The organism is Roseibium sp. Sym1, assembly GCF_027359675.1.
GTDB lineage: Bacteria > Pseudomonadota > Alphaproteobacteria > Rhizobiales > Stappiaceae > Roseibium.
This window is the reverse complement of the sequence record NZ_CP114787.1, coordinates 106,342-122,964: the sequence shown is the minus strand read 5'-3', so window position 1 is coordinate 122,964 and position 16,623 is coordinate 106,342. Positions and strand designations below refer to the sequence as shown.

The following is a 16,623-nucleotide window of genomic DNA, read 5'->3' as shown; positions in this document are numbered from 1 at the left end:
GGCACGGCGCCAGCCCAACTGAAGCGCTTGGGACATGTTCTGTCGGGGCGGCGATACAGTGCCGCCCCCCGGGTCCTCACAGCCGGAATATCCCGTAATACGGCTCGTCGATCGGCGCGTTCAAAGACGCGGAGATCGACATGCCCAACGCATTGCGCGTATCGGCCGGGTCGAGGATGCCGTCGTCCCACAATTCCGAGGTCGAGGTATAGGCCTCGACATCGCGCTTGTATTTTTCCAGCACCGGTTCGCGGATCGCGGCGATTTCTTCTTCGGTCAGTTCCTTGCCTTCGCGCTGAAGCTGCCGGATCTTGACGTCCGCCATGGTGTTGGCGGCCTGATCCGCGCCCATCACGCCGATTTCGGCCTGGGGCCACATGAACAGCGTGCGCGCATCCCAGGCCCGCCCGCACATGCCGTAATTGCCGGCCCCGTAAGAGGCATTGGCGATCACTGTAAACTTCGGCACGACCGAGCCGCCCTGCGCCATCAGCATCTTGGCGCCGTCCTTGGCGATGCCGCGTTCTTCGTATTCGCGGCCGACCATATAGCCGGTGATGTTCTGAAAGAACACCAGTGGCGTGCGGTTCTGGTTGCAAAGCTGCATGAAATGCGCGGCCTTCAGCGAGCTGTCGTTGAACAGCACCCCGTTGTTGGCGAGAATGCCGACCTTGTAACCCCAGATATGGGCAAAGCCGCAAACCATCGTGGTGCCATAGTCCGGCTGGTATTCGTGAAAGCGCGAACCGTCCACGATCCGGGCCAGAACCTCGCGCATGTCGAACTGTGTTTTCCGGTCCTTGGGAATGATGCCGTAGAGTTCCTTTGGATCGTAGTAAGGCTCCTCGAAGGCCGCGGTTTCGATGATCGTTTTCGGCGTGCGCTTCCACTGGCCGACAATCTCGCGGGCCAGTGAAAAGGCGTGCTGTTCGGTCGCGGCGCGATAGTCGCCCGTGCCCGAAACCGAGGTGTGCATGACCGCCCCGCCCAGTTCCTGAACGCCTACCTCCTCGCCGGTGGCCGCCTTGACCAGCGGCGGCCCGCCAAGGAAGATCGCCCCTGTGCCTTCGATGATGATGTTGTAGTCGCTCAGCGTCGGAACATAGGCGCCACCAGCCGTGCAGTGTCCGCCGACCACGGCAATCTGCGGGATATTCGCCTGGCTCAGCTTGACCTGGTTGCGGAACACCCGCCCTCCCAGATACCGGTCGGGAAAGACGCCGTGCTGCAAGGGCAGGAAACCGCCCGCGCTGTCGCAGATATGGATGACCGGCAGTCGGTTTTCCAGCGCCACATCTAGAAGCCGCACGATTTTCTTCACGGTATGCGGATACCAGGCACCGCCTTTAACGCTGGCGTCGTTAGCGTGGATAGCCACCTCGCGCCCCTGCACGATGCCGATGCCGGTCACGACGGCAGCGCCGGGTACCGCGCCATCGTATTCGCGGCAGGCGGCAAGGGTCGAGAATTCCAGGAACGGCGTGCCGGGGTCCAGCAGCAGTTCCAGCCGCTCGCGCACGCCCAGCTTGTTCTGCCGGGCCAGACGCTCGATGTCGCGCTGCGGGCGTTCGTAGCGGGCCGCGTGCTGGCGGGCATGGAACTCTTTCAACCGCTCTGACATCGCGGCGAAATTGGCCTTGAAGTCGGCCGCGTTGGTGTCGATCTGGCTTTCAATCCGGCGCATGGTCACTTCTCCTCCGGTGCCAACTGGGCGAGGACGGCCTTCAGCCCGAAACTGTCGCCGGCAGCAAATGGCATCTCGGCGATCACGCCGTCGCGCGGCGCGGACAGGGTGGTCTCCAGCTTCATGCTTTCGATTACCAGCAGGGGCTGCCCTTCCTTGACGGCGTCTCCGGGTTTGAACGCCACCGACACGACGACCCCCGGCATCGGCGCCACGATGCGGTCATCTGCTGTGCCGCCATCGCTTCCGGCCAGACGCCGAGCGGGATCGACCCGCCCAATCTCGTAGGCCCGACCGTTCAGGTGCACGAAGGTCGAATCGGGTCCGACGGCGAGCCGCAGCTCTTGCACGACGCCCCGCGCCCGAAGGACATGGCCGCCCGGTTCCCCCGTTGCCTCCAACTGGCAGGGAACCGCGCCATCGGGCGTGTTCAGGATAAAGCGGCTCCCATCATGGATGAGCCAGCATTCGGCTTCAACGCCGCCGACCTGGAATATCCTGCGCATCAGTTTCTCCACCCACCCATCTTGCGGTGCAACGCCGGTATCTGCATCACTTCGGCCACCAACCGTTCGTCCGACAGGGCCGCCGCCGACATCAGCAGGTCGGACACGTCATCGCCCGGCGTGGTCAGCGTCTCGGCCTCTTCGGCCAGAAAACCTGTCGAAACGTCGCCCGAGGCGAAGCGGGGATGGGCGAGGATCGCATCCAGATAGCCGGTATTGGTCGTCACCCCGAGGATGACGTAGTTCCGCACCGCCTGCCGCGCGCGAGCAATAGCCTCGGCCCGATCGGCGCCGTATACGATAAGCTTGGAAAGCATCGGGTCGAAGTCGGTCGTGACCTTGCCGCCGTCCAGAATGCCGCTGTCCACGCGGACGCCTTCGCCACGGGGTTCGTCCAGCAGCAGGATATCCCCGATCGCGGGGCGAAAATCGGCCGTCGCATCCTCGGCGCAGATACGCAGTTCGATAGAATGACCAATCTGCGGGATGTCGGCCTGCGAGACGCTGAGCCCGTCGCCCGCCGCGATGCGCAACTGCCCGGCGACCAGATCGAAGCCCGTCACCATCTCGGTCACGGGATGTTCGACCTGAAGACGCGTGTTCATCTCCAGGAAATAGAACGCGCCATCCGGGGCATAGATGAACTCGACCGTACCGGCGCCGCGATAGTTGACGGCGCGGGCAATCCCGGCGGCGGTCTCGCAGATGTTCAGACGTTGCTCGGGCGAGAGCGCCGGAGAGGGCGTTTCCTCGATGATCTTCTGGAACCGGCGCTGGATCGAGCATTCGCGTTCCCAGAAATGGACCACGTTGTCCTGCCCGTCGCCCATCACCTGCACCTCGATATGGCGCGGGCGTTCGATATAGCGTTCCACGAACAGCCGCCCGTCGCCGAAATAGCGCTCGCCCTCGCGGCGCGCGGTCTCGATCTCGGTCTCCAGCGTGCGGTCCTCGCGCACAACGCGCATGCCCTTGCCGCCGCCGCCGGCCGAGGGCTTGATCAGCAGCGGATAATCCACGGCGCGGGCGCGTTCGACAAAACTCGCCGGATCGTCGTCCTCGATGGCGGAGGGAGCGACGGGAAAGCCGCGCTCCTCGACGAAGGCCCGCGCGCGCACCTTGTCGCCCATCAGGTCGATGACCTGCGACGTCGGGCCGACGAAGGTGATGCCCGCCTGTTCCAGCGCGGCCACGAAGCCCGCGTTCTCGGAGAGAAACCCATAGCCGGGATGCACCGCATCCGCGCCGATCCGCTTTGCCGCCTCGACGATCTGCGGGATATCGAGATAGGCCGCCACCGGGGTCGGCCCCTCGATCGTCACCACCTCGTCGGCAATCAGGTGGGCCGGCCCCTCCTGTTCGAAGGTATGCCGCAGGACGGCAGTTGCCAGCCCCTGCGCCCTAGCGGTGCGCAGCACGCGTGCCGCGATTTCGCCCCGGTTGGCGACAAGCAGTTTGGAAATGCTCATTTTTTTCCTTTCACGCACTCTTGGCGGGGCGCAGCCCGTCGCGCGCGGCCAGATCGGCGGGCACGGGTATTTCGATGTCGAGCAGCATCTGCGCGAAGCCCTTGCCTTGCGGATCGATGCGGACTGAGGCGATACCGCCGCCGCCCAGAGACTCGTGCAGCAGGAAGTTCAGCGCATTGCTGCCCGGCAGGTCGAAACGCTCGACCACTCCGTTGCAGAGGTGTGCGAAGTAGCCCTTCACCACCTCTTCGGTCAGGGCGGTGCGGATATAGGGCAGGTAATCCGGCTTGCGCGCCAGGATGCCGATATTGGCGATGTCCCCCTTGTCGCCCGAGCGGCCCCAGGCCAAGTCCACCAGCCGCACCTTGACCGCGTCCGGACCGGCCTTGCGGCCTTTCGCCGACGGCGCCGCGGGCGGATCGAGGCGCACCGCCTCGGCAGCGATGGCGACGGGCACACCCGCGCCGTCGACCTCGACCGCGAGGGGGGTATCGACCTTGTCCATCAGGAAAGAGAACAGCCGCACCACCGGCTGCACCTTGGGCCGTCCGGCGAAGAACCCGGTCAGACCCTGCGCGGTCGAAATCGCCATCGGTGCGATTTCTCCGGCAAAGATATTCAGCGCGTCGCGATCATCATGGACCGCGCCGATCTTCAGCACCACCTCGCGCGTCTGTGCCCGGGCATTGGCGCCATAGGCGGCCTCGGCGCCCAGCACCTCGACGCTGACCTGCCGGAAATCAGCGAGGTTCCTGTCGCGGAAAATCCGGCGGCAGCGTGTCAGAATTGCCTCGGCAACCCTCTCGGCCTTGGCGGGGGCGTCGATAGCGGCAAGCGTAAGCGTAGTGATGGCGCGCCACCCGTCGGCATGGGTCGCCGAGACTTTGTAGCTGCCGGTGCGCCCCAGCCCCCTGCCGCCCTTGACCAGCACCCGGTCGGGGCCGACCTGCTCCAGGGTGACCCCGGACCAGTCGCAGATCACGTCCGGCAGAAGGTAGGCGCGTGGATCGCCGATCTCGTAGAGCATCTGCTCGCCGACCGATCCGGGCACCACCAGGCCGCCTGTGTCCGGCGTCTTGGTCATGACAAAGCTGCCGTCCTCGGAGACCTCGACGATGGGCATGCCCATGTCGTCCCAGCCGGGCACGTCCCTCCAGTCGGTGAAGTTGCCCCCCGTGCCCTGCGGGCCGCATTCGATCAGGTGGCCGGCCAGCGAGCCCTGGCTGAGCTTGTCCCAATCGTCATCCTTCCAGCCGAATTCATGCATCAAGGGGCCCAGCGCCACCGCGCTGTCGGCGCAGCGCCCCGTGATCACGATCTCGGCTCCCGCATCCAGCGCCACCGCGATGGGGCGAGCGCCCAGATAGGCGTTCATGCTCCAGACATCCCCGGGGAAGGCGGCGCCCGAGAACATTTCTGTCTCGCCGCGGGCGCGGATCTCGTCCGCGCGGTCCAGAAGGTCGTCGCCCAGCACGACGCCGATAGAGATGTTGACGCCCGCCGCCTCGGCCGCCCTGGCCAGCGCGTTGCGGCAGCCGCGCGGGTTCACCCCGCCGGCATTGGCCACCACCTTGATCCCCTTGGCCTTTATCTCGGCCAGCCATGGCGTCAGCGCTTTGATGAAATCCGGTGCGAAGCCCGCCTCCGGCGTCTTGGCGCGCGCCCGCGCCATCAGCGACATCGTCACCTCGGCCAGGTAATCGAACACCAGATAGTCGATCTCACCCTTGCTCACCAATTGCCCGACGGCTTCCGGCGTGTCGCCCCAGAAGCCGGACGCGCATCCTATGCGCAACTTCCGATCCGGCATTTCTTTCTCCTGAATTCGCTCAGCGCCCGGTCCATTCCGGCGCGCGCTTGCCAATGAAGGCAGCGAAGCCTTCGCGCGCATCCTCCGTTTGTGCCACGCGTGGCAGTAGCGTTTCGGCAAAACGCATCTGCTGTGGATACGTCATGTCCGTCATTGCGTGGCAAGCGTATTTCCCCAACCGGATCGCCGTTGGCGATTGCGCGGTGATCTGTGCGACCAGTTCCTCGACCTTGGCATCCAGGCCGCTCGACTCTGTCACGTAATTCACCAAATCGTAGCGCAGCGCCTCTTCTGCCGTCAGAGGCACACCGGTGATGAACATCTCCATCAGCCGTCGCCGGGGCAGCACCCGCATCATCGACGGCACAATGGTCATGGGAAACAGGCCCACCTTTACCTCCGGCGTTCCAATCCGGGCGTGATCGGCCATTACTGCGAGATCACAGGCGCAGATGATGCCCGCGCCCGCGCCCATCGCCACACCGTTGACTCGCGCAATCGTCGGCTTCTTGCAGGCGTCGATTTTCTCGAACAACTGACCGGCAAAGTGGCCCGGCTCGGAGGGGTCCATCACAAACGGGCCACCATCGGCACCCGCCTTGATGTCGCCACCAGCACAAAAGGCGCGTTCGCCCGCCCCCGTCAGCACGATTACGCGGCAGCCGGGATCGGCCTCCGCCTCTGTGATCGCAGCAATGATCCCCTCAGCGACGTCCCGGTTCAACGCATTTCGCTGGTCGGGACGGTTAATCGTGATGCGGATATCGCATCCGTCGCTCTGACAAAGCACAACCTGATCGGTCATTTTCCCTGCCCCCCATTCGCACCACCCAATCGCACTCAACGCTCGACCATGAACGCGGTGCCTTGAATTATTTTCTAACATATGTTTGATTTTGGTCAACAGGGGAAGCTGCCAAGCCGATTGGGAGGATTTGGAATGAGTGTTCAGGCAGGGCCGGAGTTGGCCGAGCTAGAGGCCATAAAGGCCAATTACTCGCTGACAGAAGAACAGCGTCAAATCGTCGACCATGTGGACCGCGTTTCGCGCGAGCTGCTTCATCCGCTGCAGGAAAGAATGGATGCGGAAGAATGGTGGCCCGAGGATCTATTCAAACAGATGGGCGAACTTGGGCTTCTGGGCGTCACCGCCCCAGAAGAATTGGGGGGATCAGGTCAGGACGAATTCACCCAAGCACTGGTATCTCAGGTGATTTCGAAATGGAACCCGGCCGTCGGGCTGTCGCACGGGGCGCATGACAACCTGTGCCTTAACAACATCCTGCGCAACGGGTCGGAAGAGCAGTTAAAGAAATACGTTCCCGGCCTGTGCTCGGGCGAACTGGTTGGAGCCCTTGGCCTCACCGAACCCGGCGCGGGTTCCGATGCGCTGGGTTCGATGGCGACGACAGCGCGGAAAGACGGCGGCGACTATGTCATCAACGGCTCGAAGATCTACATCACCAACGGCCCGATCGCCGACGTGATCCTGCTCTATGCCAAGACCGACAAGTCGAGGGGCGCCAAGGGAATTTCCGCGTTCGTCGTCGAGACGGATAATCCCGGCTTCAAGGTGGCGCAGAAGCTGGACAAGATGGGGTTCCGCGGCTCGCCCACCGGGGAATTGCTGTTCGAGGATTGCCGGGTGCCGGCCTCGGCCTTGGTCGGCGCCGAAAACAGCGGCGTATCGATCGTGATGAGCGGACTGGACCTGGAACGTGCCATGGTCGCCTCGGTCTGCGTCGGCATGGCGGAACGCGCCCTGGAGCTGGGCCTGGAATACGCCAAGCTCCGCGAACAGTTCGGCAAGCCAATCGCAAGCTTTCAGATGGTGCAGTCGAAACTGGCCGAGATTTATATCGAGCTAGAGACCGCCCGCGCCTTCGGCCACCGGGTACTGGCGGCCTGCGTCGGCCTGCCCAAGGGCGCCGGCGGCCGCGGCCAGATCCACAAGCTGACCGCGGCGGCCTGTCTTTACGCCGGCGAGGCTTTCAACAAGGCGGTGACCGAGGCCTGCCACATCCACGGCGGTTCCGGCTACATGCAGGACACCGAGATCAACCGGCTCTATCGCGCCAACAAGCTTCTGGAGATCGGCGCCGGCACCAGCGAGGTGCGCAAGATCATCATCGCCGAAGAGTTGCTGCGCGCCTGAGGGAGGACATGACCATGAACCAGACTTTGCGAAATGCCCCCGACCTGCCGTCGCATTTCCTGACCTATGAGCAGCAGGCGCTGGCCGATCAGGCCGGCAAATTCTTCTTTTCCGAGTTCCATCACCTTAACGCGGAGATGGACGACACCGACGACCTGCCGGCCTCGGTTTTCCCGAAACTGGGGGAGATGGGCTATCTCGGGCTGAACGTTCCGCCCGAGTTCGGCGGCGCCGGGCTGGATTTTACCTCGGCGTGTATCATCACCGAGCAATTGTCGCGCGCCTCGGCTGCCATCGGGCTGACTCATGTGGCCCACGACAACCTGTGCGTCAACAACATCTACCGCAACGCCAATGACGAATTGCGGAAAAAATATTTGCCGGGCCTCTGCGACGGCTCGCTGATCGGCGCCCTGGGCCTGACCGAACCCGGTGCCGGGTCGGACGCGCTCGGCTCGATGCGTACCACCGCGCGGAAGGACGGCGACGACTACATCCTGAACGGCGCCAAGATCTACATCACCAACGGGCCGGTCGCCGATCTCGTCCTGGTATATGCCAAGACCTCGCCCGAGAAGGGCGCCAAGGGCATTTCCGCCTTCATCGTGGAAACCGACACACCTGGCTTTAAGGTGGCGCAGAAACTCAACAAGATGGGCTTCCGCGGTTCGCCCACCGGCGAGCTGGTATTCGAGGATTGCCGAGTTCCGGCCAAGAACATAGTCGGCAAGCTTGATGGCGGTGTTGCGGTGACGATGTCGGGGCTGGATCTGGAACGCGCCATTGTCTGCTTTAATGCCACGGGCATTGCGCGCCGCGCGCTGGAAATCTCCATCGACTACGCCAGGACACGCCAGCAATTCGGCAAGCCCATCGCCAATTTCCAGATGGTGCAGGCGATGCTGGCCGACATGTATACCCAGATCGAGGCGGCGCGAAGCCTGTCGCTGAAGACGGCGGCCATGTGCGAGGGCCTGGAAGAGGGCGCTGGCGGGCGTGGCGAGATCCACAAGCTGACCGCGGCCGCGATCTACAAGGCTGCGGCGGCAACTTCTTTCGTGCTGGACAAGGCGGTGCAGATCCACGGCGGCTCGGGCTACATGCGCGACACCGAGGTGAACCGGCTGTTCCGCACGGGCCGGGTGCTGGAGGTCGGCGCGGGCACACAGGAGGTGCGCAAGCTGATCATCTCCGGTGAGCTTCTGAAGAACTGAGGCGCGCCATGACACAGCAGAAACAGAGATACGCATCCGATCTCATGGCCGGCCAGGTTGCCCTGGTGACAGGTTCGGGGTCCGGCATGGGGCGCGCCACAGCGCTTGAAATGGCCTCTTGCGGGGCCAGGCTGGCCTTGTTCGCGCGCCGCGAAGACCCCCTGCAGGAAACCGCAGAGATGATCCGCGCGGCAGGCGGCGAGGCATTCGTGGTGCCGGGCGACACCCGCAACGAAGACAGCATCGAAGCGGCGATGAAGCGCATCAAGGGCCATTACGGTCGGCTTGACGTGCTGGTGAACAACGCGGGCGGGCAATACATCGCCGCCGCGCGCGACATCACCAACAAGGGCTTTGAGGCGGTGATTCGCAACAATCTGATCGGATCGTGGCAGATGACCCGCGCCGCGGCGGATCATTTCATGTACGACAACGGCGGATCGATCGTTTTTGTCACGGCCATTTCGGCCCGAACTGCGCTGACCGGGTTCACGCACACTGTCGCCGCCCGTGCCGGCGTGACGGGCATGATGAAGACCCTGGCCGCCGAGTGGGGCGAATACGGCATCCGCCTGAACTGCGTCGCCCCGGGCACGATCAAGACCGAGGCGCTCGGACGCTATCCCATTTCGCCGGACCACTGGAAACAGCTGAACCGTTCGGTTCTGAACCGGATGGGCGCGGCCGAGGACATTTCCGGCACGATCATATTCCTTGCGTCCAGATTGGGGGAATTCATCACGGGCGAAGACATTTATGTGGATGGTGGCGAAACCCTGCATCTGGGACACGACGCACGTGACATGATCAACCCCGAGATGTTCGAAAAGCGCGAGCGCGGAGATGGAAAGAATGAGTGAGACCCCAGTCCTGCTGGACATCTCCAACCGGATCGCCACGGTCACGCTGAACGACCCCGCGCGCCGGAACCCGGTCACCGGAAATGACATGATCGGTGCGCTTCTGGAGACCTTCGCGAAGGTGCAGGCCGATCCCGAGGTCAGCGTCATGATCCTGACAGGCGCCGACCCGGCCTTTTGCGCGGGCGGCGACATCAAGGAGATGAACGACCCCGACAGCGTGTTCCGCAAGGAGCCGCTGGCGACCGCTCAAAGCTATGTCGATGGGGTACAGCGCCTGCCCCAGGCTCTTTACAACCTCGACATCCCGACCATCGCGGCCGTGAATGGCGCGGCCGTCGGCGCCGGATGCGATCTGACCATGATGTGCGATATGCGCATTGCCTCGCAGAACGCGAAGTTCGGCGAGGTCTTCATCAATCTCGGCATCATTCCCGGCGATGCGGGCAGTTGGTTCCTGTTGCGCCGACTTGGGCATCAGAAAGCGGCGGACCTGACCTTTTCGGGCCGGATGGTGGGCGCCGAAGAGGCGCTCGAGCTGGGCATGGTGCTAGAAGTCGTCGCCCATGATATGCTAATAGAACGTGCCCGCGAACGCGCCGCGGTCATCGCATCCAAGCCGCCTCGGGCCGTGCGCGTCGCCAAACGCCTGTTGCGCAACGCCGAACGCATGGATCTTCCCGATTTCCTGAATGCGGCCGCGGCATATCAGGCCTTGATGCACCAGACCGAAGACCATCACGAAGCCATCGCGGCCTTTCTGGAAAAACGAAAACCGAATTTCACCGGCCGCTGAAAGACAGATTGAATGTCCGAAATCACGCAAGAAAAGATGGACCAGATCGCGCAGATGTGGAACGCGCGCGGCAAGGGTCTGATCGCGCATATGGCGCTTGAGATCGAAGAGGTCGCGACCGGAGGCGTTCGGGTCCGGATGCCGTTCAATCCGGACTTTTGCGTCGATGAGGACCAAACCCTGCTTCATGGTGGTATCCTGACGGCTCTTCTGGACAGTGTCTTTGGACTGGCAAACTTTGTTGGAATCGAGGGCGTCAGCACCATGTCCACTCTTGACCTCAGAGTTGATTATCTGCGCCCGGCCCGTTCGCGCGCGGATGTCATCGTTCGCGCGCATTGTTTTCGCAAGACCCGCCACATTGCCTTCAATTCCGGCAGCATCTGGTTCGACGGCCATGAGGATGTTGAAATAGCCCGTGGAACCGCCTCGTTTGCTTTGACGCGTGGTGACACCAGCCTATTTGACGTGATGACCAAAGGACTAACCGCGTGATGGAACTGCAAACTGTCAATGCACACGTATCGCGAGTGCCATTCTTCCGTTTTCTCAATTTCGAGGTCCAGAGCCTGGACGATCTCCATGCCGAGGCGGAAATGACCTTTGATGACCGCCACATCGGGAACCCGATCATGGAGTACTACCATGGCGGCATAATCGCGAGTTTCATGGAAGCCACAGCCGCCATAGCGGTGCAACCCGATTTCGCGGACCTTCCGGCGAAGCCGATCAACCTGACCGTCGATTACCTCCGACCTGGTGCGAAGGGACCGCTTTTTGCCCGCGCCAATGTGACACGCAAGGGCAAGCGGATGGCGAGTATCAGCGTGGTTTCCTGGCAGGCGGAGCGAGAACAGGCGGTTGCGGAAGGGCTGTACCACTTCCTATTGGTCTGAACTCTTCGCGAGCGCCAAGCAAGCTGTCAGAGATCCCCTCTCTAAGCGGTTGTTCCGCTTCGCAGATTCCGTTAAAAAGCAGCCTTACCAGCATGTCGGAAAACTCGGACAGGGTGTGGTATCCTTCCTGTCCAGCTTTCCGTGGGTCGAACCATTCAACGGTCCAGTTCAAGGCTCCCAGCATGACCTGGCGCAGAGGAACGATCTGTATGTCCTTTCTCACAGCACCGCTTTGCTGCGCATCGGACAACAGCTTGTCCCAAACAGCCGCGTATTCGTGACGGATACCCCGGTGACTGCGACGAAGCTTCGTGGGCAACATTCCATAGCTGCGGACATTTGCCGACGTGAACTCGCTGGCCCTGAATAGGAAATCCATATGAGCCGAAATGGCCGCCGATATCCTGGCACAATGATCGTTGGGTTCCTCGAACTGCTCAATGACGCGACTGACACCGACAAGCAGGTCGCTCAGTCCGGTTTGCAACACCTCGTCTACTATCTTCTCTTTTGATTTGAAATGATAGTAGACGCTGCCCGCCTCCATATTTGCCTCAACAGCGATCTGGCGTAGCGTCGTAGCCTTGTACCCCCTATCTCTCAAAATGCGCGCGGCCGCGCGCAGGATTTCGCTACGCGTCCTGGCCGCTTTTCCGTGGGGCTCGACCGGCTCCGGGAGGGATATGACGTTTGGCTTGGGGAGGCTATTTCCCGGACGACGCTTGTCGCACATTCCGTCCAAGATCAATCTGCTCATGCGTTCCGAGAGAATACTGACCGGATAACGTTTCACTTCGTACCATTCAACGGTCCAGTTCATCGCACTCAAAATGAATTGGCGGATGGGAGGAACTGAAATGTCTTTGCGCAATAAACCCTTGTCGCGGGCGTTCTGCAGGAATCCACCCCACATCTTAGCATATGAACTGCGCAGTTCCCGGTGAGCGCATCGCGCTTCCTCCGACAACATCGGGTAGTTTCGGATATTCGCAGACGTGAAGTCGCTATCTGTCAAAAGGAAGGTCAGATGCGTGTCGACTAGTTTCGCGAAAGTTTCGCGGAAGGGTTCGTCATTTGCACCCGCACACCTAATTATCCTGGCCACCTCATTGTGTAGACGCCGGACACCGATGTCGAGCACCACATCCAGTATCTTGCCTTTTGAGTCGAAATGATAATAGATGCTCCCCGCTTCGATGTTCGCTTCACGTGCGATCTCCCGCATCGTCGTCGAATCAAATCCCTCATAGCGGAATAGACGCGCTGCCACGCGGAGGATTTCCTCGCGGGTCCTTTCCGCCTTGCTCTGATCATCGTCGGCAAGGCATGCTTGAGGCGGCTGCACATACATATGGATTAGATAACAACTGGACAAAGGACTGTCTATTGCGATAAATCTAACGATTGTTAGAATATTTTTGAACGCACCCTCTGGATAAGCAACGCTTGCACAGGTGCTCACAGACGTAGAAAGGCAGCCAAAATGCGTGGATTGAATGGCAAACGGGTCATTGTCACGGGAGGCGGAAGCGGTATCGGCCGAGCCGTTTGTCAGCGATTCGGCGAGGAAGGTTCTGACGTCGCAGTGTTCGACCTGAACGAAGAGGGCGCACTGGAGACCACCCGCCTGATCAGGGAGTCTGGCGGCAAGGCCGAGGCCTTCAAGGTAGACATCACCGATCGCGCTCAGGTTGACAAGTCCGTGGTCGAGTTCGAGGCCGGAGGTCCGATCGACGTTTTGGTGAACAACGCCGGATGGGACGTGATCAAGCCATTCATCGACACAGATGCCGACCTCTGGAAAAAAGTCATCGACATCAACCTCTACGGTCCGCTGAACATGCATCACGCGGTGCTTCCGGGCATGGTCAGGAATGGCGGCGGCCGCGTTGTCAACATCGCCTCCGACGCGGGTCGCGTCGGATCGTCGGGCGAGGCGGTTTATTCGGCCTGCAAAGGCGGCATCATCTCCTTTACCAAGACCGTGGCGCGGGAACTGGCGCGCAAAGGCGTTCAGCTGAACGCGGTTGCGCCTGGCCCGACCGATACGCCCCTCTTCGCGCAGGTCGCCCAAGGCGACGCTGGTGAAAAGATCGCGGAAGGCCTCAAGCGGGCCATTCCGATGAAGCGCCTGGCGCAGCCGAGCGACTACCCCGGAATAATCTGCTTCCTGGCTTCCGACGATGCAGGATTCATCACCGGCCAGGTGATTTCCGTTTCGGGCGGCTTGTCGATGCACGGTTGATCGAAAAATGAATACGTCCAATCAAATGCCATCGCGGTCGAGGCGTGTCTAAATATCCTCCCCAACTGGCCGCGCCTCAGGTGCGGCCTTTTTGTTTCATGCGAGGCAGAGAATGTTCCAACCGGACCCTGTTATTCAACGAGCAAGCACGCTCGCGGCCTTCATTGATGATTGTGGTGCGGGCAGTTACGAAGGTCTCGTCAAACGCGCCAACGCCGAACCGAAATGGTTCTGGGGTCGGATAATCGGCTATGCCGGTATCCGGTTCCATCGTCCCTATACGCAACTGCGGGATATATCCGCAGGGCCAGATTCGATCCGATGGGCTGTCGGGGGTACCCTGAATCTGACAGAGAGCTGTCTCGATGCCCGCATCGCGGGGGGGCTGGGTGACAAAACCGCGATCGACTGGGTTGGCGAGGACGGAAGTCGCCGCCGCTGGACCTATGCCGAGCTTGCCGCCGAGGCCGCCCGCGTTGCGTCGGCCCTTGCCGCTCGCGGGGTGGAACCCGGACAGGCGGTAGGTATCTACATGCCGATGATCCCTGAAATCGAGGCGGCGCTTCTGGGCATCGCACGGTTGGGCGCCGTGGCGGTGCCGCTGTTCTCCGGTTTTGCCGCGCACGCCATCGCCACCCGTCTGAACGATGCCCGTGCAGTTGCGGTGCTGACGGCAGATGCGACGCCCCGGCGGGGAAAACCCGTCTGGATGGAGGCCACGCTGGCCGAAGCCCTGAAGGAGGTGCCATTTGTCCATACCGTGCTCAGCCTGCGGCGGTTCGGCGGCATAGTGGCCGATCCAGTCCGCGATCTCGACTGGCGGGAGACCGTCGGCAAAGCTGACGCGAGGCGTCCCGCCCATCCGGTAGACGCCGATGCGCCCCTGCTTATCGCCTACACCTCGGGTACGACTGGCAAGCCCAAGGGCGTGGTTCATACCCATCTCGGCGTCCAGGCCAAGGCCACGGCCGACTTCTTGCTGTGCCTCGACATGAAACGCGACGATCGTCATTTGTGGATGACTGACATGGGCTGGGTGATGGGGCCACTCACGCTTCTGTCGGTGCTGCTTTCGGGCGCCACGCTGGCGCTCGCCGAGGGTGCGCCCTCGATGCCGGACGACCCCTTCCGGCTGCTGCGCCTGGCCTCGGAGATGGGCATCACCCACCTTGGCGTCGCCCCCACGCTGGTGCGGCAGTTCATGACCCAGGATCCCGGGCCACTTTCCGGCTACGACCTTTCGCCGTTACGCATCGTCGCCTCGACCGGCGAACCTTGGACCGATGACTCCTGGCTGTGGCATCTCGACCATATCTGCCGCCGCCGCGCGGTACCGCTCAACATTTCAGGCGGGACCGAGTTGTTCGGCGCGATCCTGACTTCAACCGTATTGCACGAGGTCAAACCCGGTGGATTCTCGGCTCAAGCACTGGGGGTCGGCGCAAAAGTGCTGCGCGTGGACGGAAGCGAAGCCGCACCGGGCGAGGTTGGCGAACTGGTCGTGACCCAACCGCCGATGGGGCTGACACCGACCATCTGGGGAGACCGGGAACGCTATCTCGAAACCTACTGGTCTACCTTCCCCGATATCTGGCGGCACGGCGACTGGGTGCGCCGCGATCTGGACGGCACATGGTATATCCTCGGCCGCTCGGACGATACGTTGAACATTGCCGGCAAGCGCATCGGCCCGCCCGAGATCGAGGCGGCGCTGACCGAGACGGGAAAGGTGGTGGACGCGGCGGCCATCGCTGCCCCGGACGATCTGAAAGGCGTGGCGGTGGTCTGCGTCTGCGTGGCGTCGCCCGGTGTGTTGCCCGACGCGGCCCTAGTGGAGCGGCTCAAGGACCGCGTGGGAGAGATCGTTTCGAAGCCCTTCCGCCCGCGCGAGATCCATTTCGTCGAGGCGCTTCCCAAGACCCGCAGCATGAAGACGATGCGCCGGCTCGTGCGCGCCGCTTTTCTGGGCGAGGATCCGGGCGACCTGTCCTCTGTCAGCAACCCCGAGACGATGGAAGCCATCGCCGCCCTGCGAAAGGACAAATCATGATTACCGTCTTCGGAGCAACCGGCACCACCGGCGCCCCCCTTGTCGATACGCTATTGGCCAAGGGCGCGAAAGTGCGCGCAGTCACCAGCGATCCGGCCAAGGTCGAAACCCTCGCGGCCAAGGGTTGCGAGGCTGTCGTTGCCGATTTCACCGATCCCGCTGCGCTGAATCGGGCCTGTTTAGCGGCTGAACGGATCTATTTGGTGACACCCGCGCACGGGCACATGCGCCGCTGGAAGGCCGATGCGATCGAAGCGGCGAAGGTGGCAGGGGTGCGCCACGTCGTTCTGGCCACCGGACTTGGCGCCTCGCCCAAAGCCAGGCTGACCTTTGGCATGTGGCATTCGGAAATCCAGGAACTGCTAAAGAAAAGCGGCTTGGACTGGACCTTCGTTCAGCCGACCTATTTCATGCAGAACCTGTTGTGGCAGGCCGGCAGCATCGCAAGGGACGGGGTGTATTGCGACGATCTGGGGGGGCCTGTGGCCTGGATCGACGCCCGCGACATTGCTGACGTCGCGGCCGAGGCGCTGACCGGCGCGGGGCATGAAGGCAAGTCCTATGGCCTGACAGGTCCCGAGGCCCTGTCTGGAGAAGAGATTGCGGCGATTCTGTCGGAAGCGACGGGTCGGCAGGTCGCTTGCGCGCCGCTGTCGGCCGCGGACGCAAAGGCGGCGATGATCGCCGGTGGGATGCAGGACGAGGTTGCGGCGGCCATGGTGGAACTGGCTTCGATCGCACCCAAGGGTTACCTCGCCGGCATCGAGAACACGGTGAGCGACGTGCTTGGACACCCGGCGCGCCGTTTTGCCGATTTCGTGGCCGAGAACAGGCATGCCTTTACCGGATGAGGCGGCGCCCGCGCCGCCGCCCGGGGGCCCCACCCCGGTCGACCACATGTTCGTCTTCCGCGATTGGGGTCATCTCACGGGACATGG

At 62.4% G+C, this 16,623-nt stretch carries 15 protein-coding genes; 9 read left to right on the top strand and 6 right to left on the bottom strand.

The features are described from left to right. Positions 1-76 precede the first annotated feature (76 nt). From O6760_RS31215 to O6760_RS31195, 5 genes are read right to left on the bottom strand one after another with little or no spacing between them, the layout of a single operon-like run. Entirely contained in the window at positions 77-1,684 is a 1,608-nt protein-coding gene (locus O6760_RS31215) for an acyl-CoA carboxylase subunit beta (RefSeq protein ID WP_209181579.1), read from the bottom strand. 2 nt (positions 1,685-1,686) lie between these two features. Next, complete coding sequence (locus tag O6760_RS31210; RefSeq protein WP_209181578.1) at positions 1,687-2,190, bottom strand: biotin/lipoyl-containing protein; 504 nt, start codon at positions 2,188-2,190, stop codon at positions 1,687-1,689. Continuing rightward, on the bottom strand, positions 2,190-3,659 hold the full coding sequence (locus O6760_RS31205; protein WP_209181577.1) for an acetyl-CoA carboxylase biotin carboxylase subunit: 1,470 nt from the start codon (positions 3,657-3,659) through the stop codon (positions 2,190-2,192). The genes O6760_RS31210 and O6760_RS31205 overlap by 1 nt, the downstream gene beginning before the upstream one ends. A gap of 10 nt (positions 3,660-3,669) precedes the next feature. Beyond that, positions 3,670-5,469 (bottom strand): acyclic terpene utilization AtuA family protein, encoded by a 1,800-nt coding sequence (locus O6760_RS31200; protein ID WP_209181576.1) that lies wholly within the window; start codon positions 5,467-5,469, stop codon positions 3,670-3,672. A 19-nt stretch (positions 5,470-5,488) separates the two neighbouring features. Next, positions 5,489-6,274, bottom strand: coding sequence for an enoyl-CoA hydratase-related protein (locus O6760_RS31195; RefSeq protein ID WP_209181575.1), 786 nt, complete (start codon positions 6,272-6,274; stop codon positions 5,489-5,491). Between the two features lie 135 nt (positions 6,275-6,409). Here O6760_RS31195 and O6760_RS31190 point away from each other — a divergent pair, with 135 nt between their 5' ends. The 6 genes from O6760_RS31190 to O6760_RS31165 are packed head-to-tail and all read left to right on the top strand — an operon-like array spanning position 6,410 to position 11,390. Next, positions 6,410-7,624 (top strand): acyl-CoA dehydrogenase family protein, encoded by a 1,215-nt coding sequence (locus O6760_RS31190; RefSeq protein WP_209181574.1) that lies wholly within the window; start codon positions 6,410-6,412, stop codon positions 7,622-7,624. 14 nt (positions 7,625-7,638) lie between these two features. Then, a complete protein-coding gene (locus tag O6760_RS31185; protein WP_209181573.1) occupies positions 7,639-8,838 on the top strand; it encodes an acyl-CoA dehydrogenase family protein in 1,200 nt (399 codons plus the stop codon). Between the two features lie 8 nt (positions 8,839-8,846). Next, entirely contained in the window at positions 8,847-9,698 is an 852-nt protein-coding gene (locus O6760_RS31180; protein WP_209181572.1) for an SDR family NAD(P)-dependent oxidoreductase, read from the top strand. Then, positions 9,691-10,494, top strand: coding sequence for an enoyl-CoA hydratase-related protein (locus O6760_RS31175; protein WP_209181571.1), 804 nt, complete (start codon positions 9,691-9,693; stop codon positions 10,492-10,494). The genes O6760_RS31180 and O6760_RS31175 overlap by 8 nt, the downstream gene beginning before the upstream one ends. Positions 10,495-10,506: 12 nt before the next feature. Next, positions 10,507-10,989: a PaaI family thioesterase gene (locus tag O6760_RS31170; RefSeq protein ID WP_209181570.1), complete on the top strand. Its 483-nt coding sequence runs from the start codon at positions 10,507-10,509 to the stop codon at positions 10,987-10,989. Continuing rightward, positions 10,989-11,390: a PaaI family thioesterase gene (locus O6760_RS31165; RefSeq protein WP_209181569.1), complete on the top strand. Its 402-nt coding sequence runs from the start codon at positions 10,989-10,991 to the stop codon at positions 11,388-11,390. The genes O6760_RS31170 and O6760_RS31165 overlap by 1 nt, the downstream gene beginning before the upstream one ends. On the opposite strand, the gene O6760_RS31160 is transcribed toward O6760_RS31165, so the two are convergent. Beyond that, complete coding sequence (locus O6760_RS31160) at positions 11,317-12,660, bottom strand: TetR/AcrR family transcriptional regulator (RefSeq protein ID WP_209181568.1); 1,344 nt, start codon at positions 12,658-12,660, stop codon at positions 11,317-11,319. The two genes, O6760_RS31165 and O6760_RS31160, sit on opposite strands and share 74 nt — an antisense overlap. Before the next feature lie 213 nt (positions 12,661-12,873). Between O6760_RS31160 and O6760_RS31155 the strand changes: the two genes are divergently transcribed. The 3 genes from O6760_RS31155 (at position 12,874) to O6760_RS31145 (ending at position 16,536) form a co-directional block, all read left to right on the top strand. Beyond that, a complete protein-coding gene (locus O6760_RS31155; protein ID WP_209181567.1) occupies positions 12,874-13,635 on the top strand; it encodes a glucose 1-dehydrogenase in 762 nt (253 codons plus the stop codon). A gap of 112 nt (positions 13,636-13,747) precedes the next feature. Then, a complete protein-coding gene (locus tag O6760_RS31150; RefSeq protein WP_209181566.1) occupies positions 13,748-15,685 on the top strand; it encodes an AMP-binding protein in 1,938 nt (645 codons plus the stop codon). After that, a complete protein-coding gene (locus O6760_RS31145; RefSeq protein WP_209181565.1) occupies positions 15,682-16,536 on the top strand; it encodes an SDR family oxidoreductase in 855 nt (284 codons plus the stop codon). The genes O6760_RS31150 and O6760_RS31145 overlap by 4 nt, the downstream gene beginning before the upstream one ends. The last annotated feature ends 87 nt before the right edge of the window (positions 16,537-16,623 follow it).

Bases quoted from the DNA above. Each gene is read 5' to 3' on its own strand.
- O6760_RS31215 (WP_209181579.1), bottom strand. From the start codon at position 1,684: ATGCGCCGGATTGAAAGCCAGATCGACACCAACGCGGCCGACTTCAAG.
- O6760_RS31210 (WP_209181578.1), bottom strand. From the start codon at position 2,190: ATGCGCAGGATATTCCAGGTCGGCGGCGTTGAAGCCGAATGCTGGCTC.
- O6760_RS31205 (WP_209181577.1), bottom strand. From the start codon at position 3,659: ATGAGCATTTCCAAACTGCTTGTCGCCAACCGGGGCGAAATCGCGGCA.
- O6760_RS31200 (WP_209181576.1), bottom strand. From the start codon at position 5,469: ATGCCGGATCGGAAGTTGCGCATAGGATGCGCGTCCGGCTTCTGGGGC.
- O6760_RS31195 (WP_209181575.1), bottom strand. From the start codon at position 6,274: ATGACCGATCAGGTTGTGCTTTGTCAGAGCGACGGATGCGATATCCGC.
- O6760_RS31190 (WP_209181574.1), top strand. From the start codon at position 6,410: ATGAGTGTTCAGGCAGGGCCGGAGTTGGCCGAGCTAGAGGCCATAAAG.
- O6760_RS31185 (WP_209181573.1), top strand. From the start codon at position 7,639: ATGAACCAGACTTTGCGAAATGCCCCCGACCTGCCGTCGCATTTCCTG.
- O6760_RS31180 (WP_209181572.1), top strand. From the start codon at position 8,847: ATGACACAGCAGAAACAGAGATACGCATCCGATCTCATGGCCGGCCAG.
- O6760_RS31175 (WP_209181571.1), top strand. From the start codon at position 9,691: ATGAGTGAGACCCCAGTCCTGCTGGACATCTCCAACCGGATCGCCACG.
- O6760_RS31170 (WP_209181570.1), top strand. From the start codon at position 10,507: ATGTCCGAAATCACGCAAGAAAAGATGGACCAGATCGCGCAGATGTGG.
- O6760_RS31165 (WP_209181569.1), top strand. From the start codon at position 10,989: ATGGAACTGCAAACTGTCAATGCACACGTATCGCGAGTGCCATTCTTC.
- O6760_RS31155 (WP_209181567.1), top strand. From the start codon at position 12,874: ATGCGTGGATTGAATGGCAAACGGGTCATTGTCACGGGAGGCGGAAGC.
- O6760_RS31150 (WP_209181566.1), top strand. From the start codon at position 13,748: ATGTTCCAACCGGACCCTGTTATTCAACGAGCAAGCACGCTCGCGGCC.
- O6760_RS31145 (WP_209181565.1), top strand. From the start codon at position 15,682: ATGATTACCGTCTTCGGAGCAACCGGCACCACCGGCGCCCCCCTTGTC.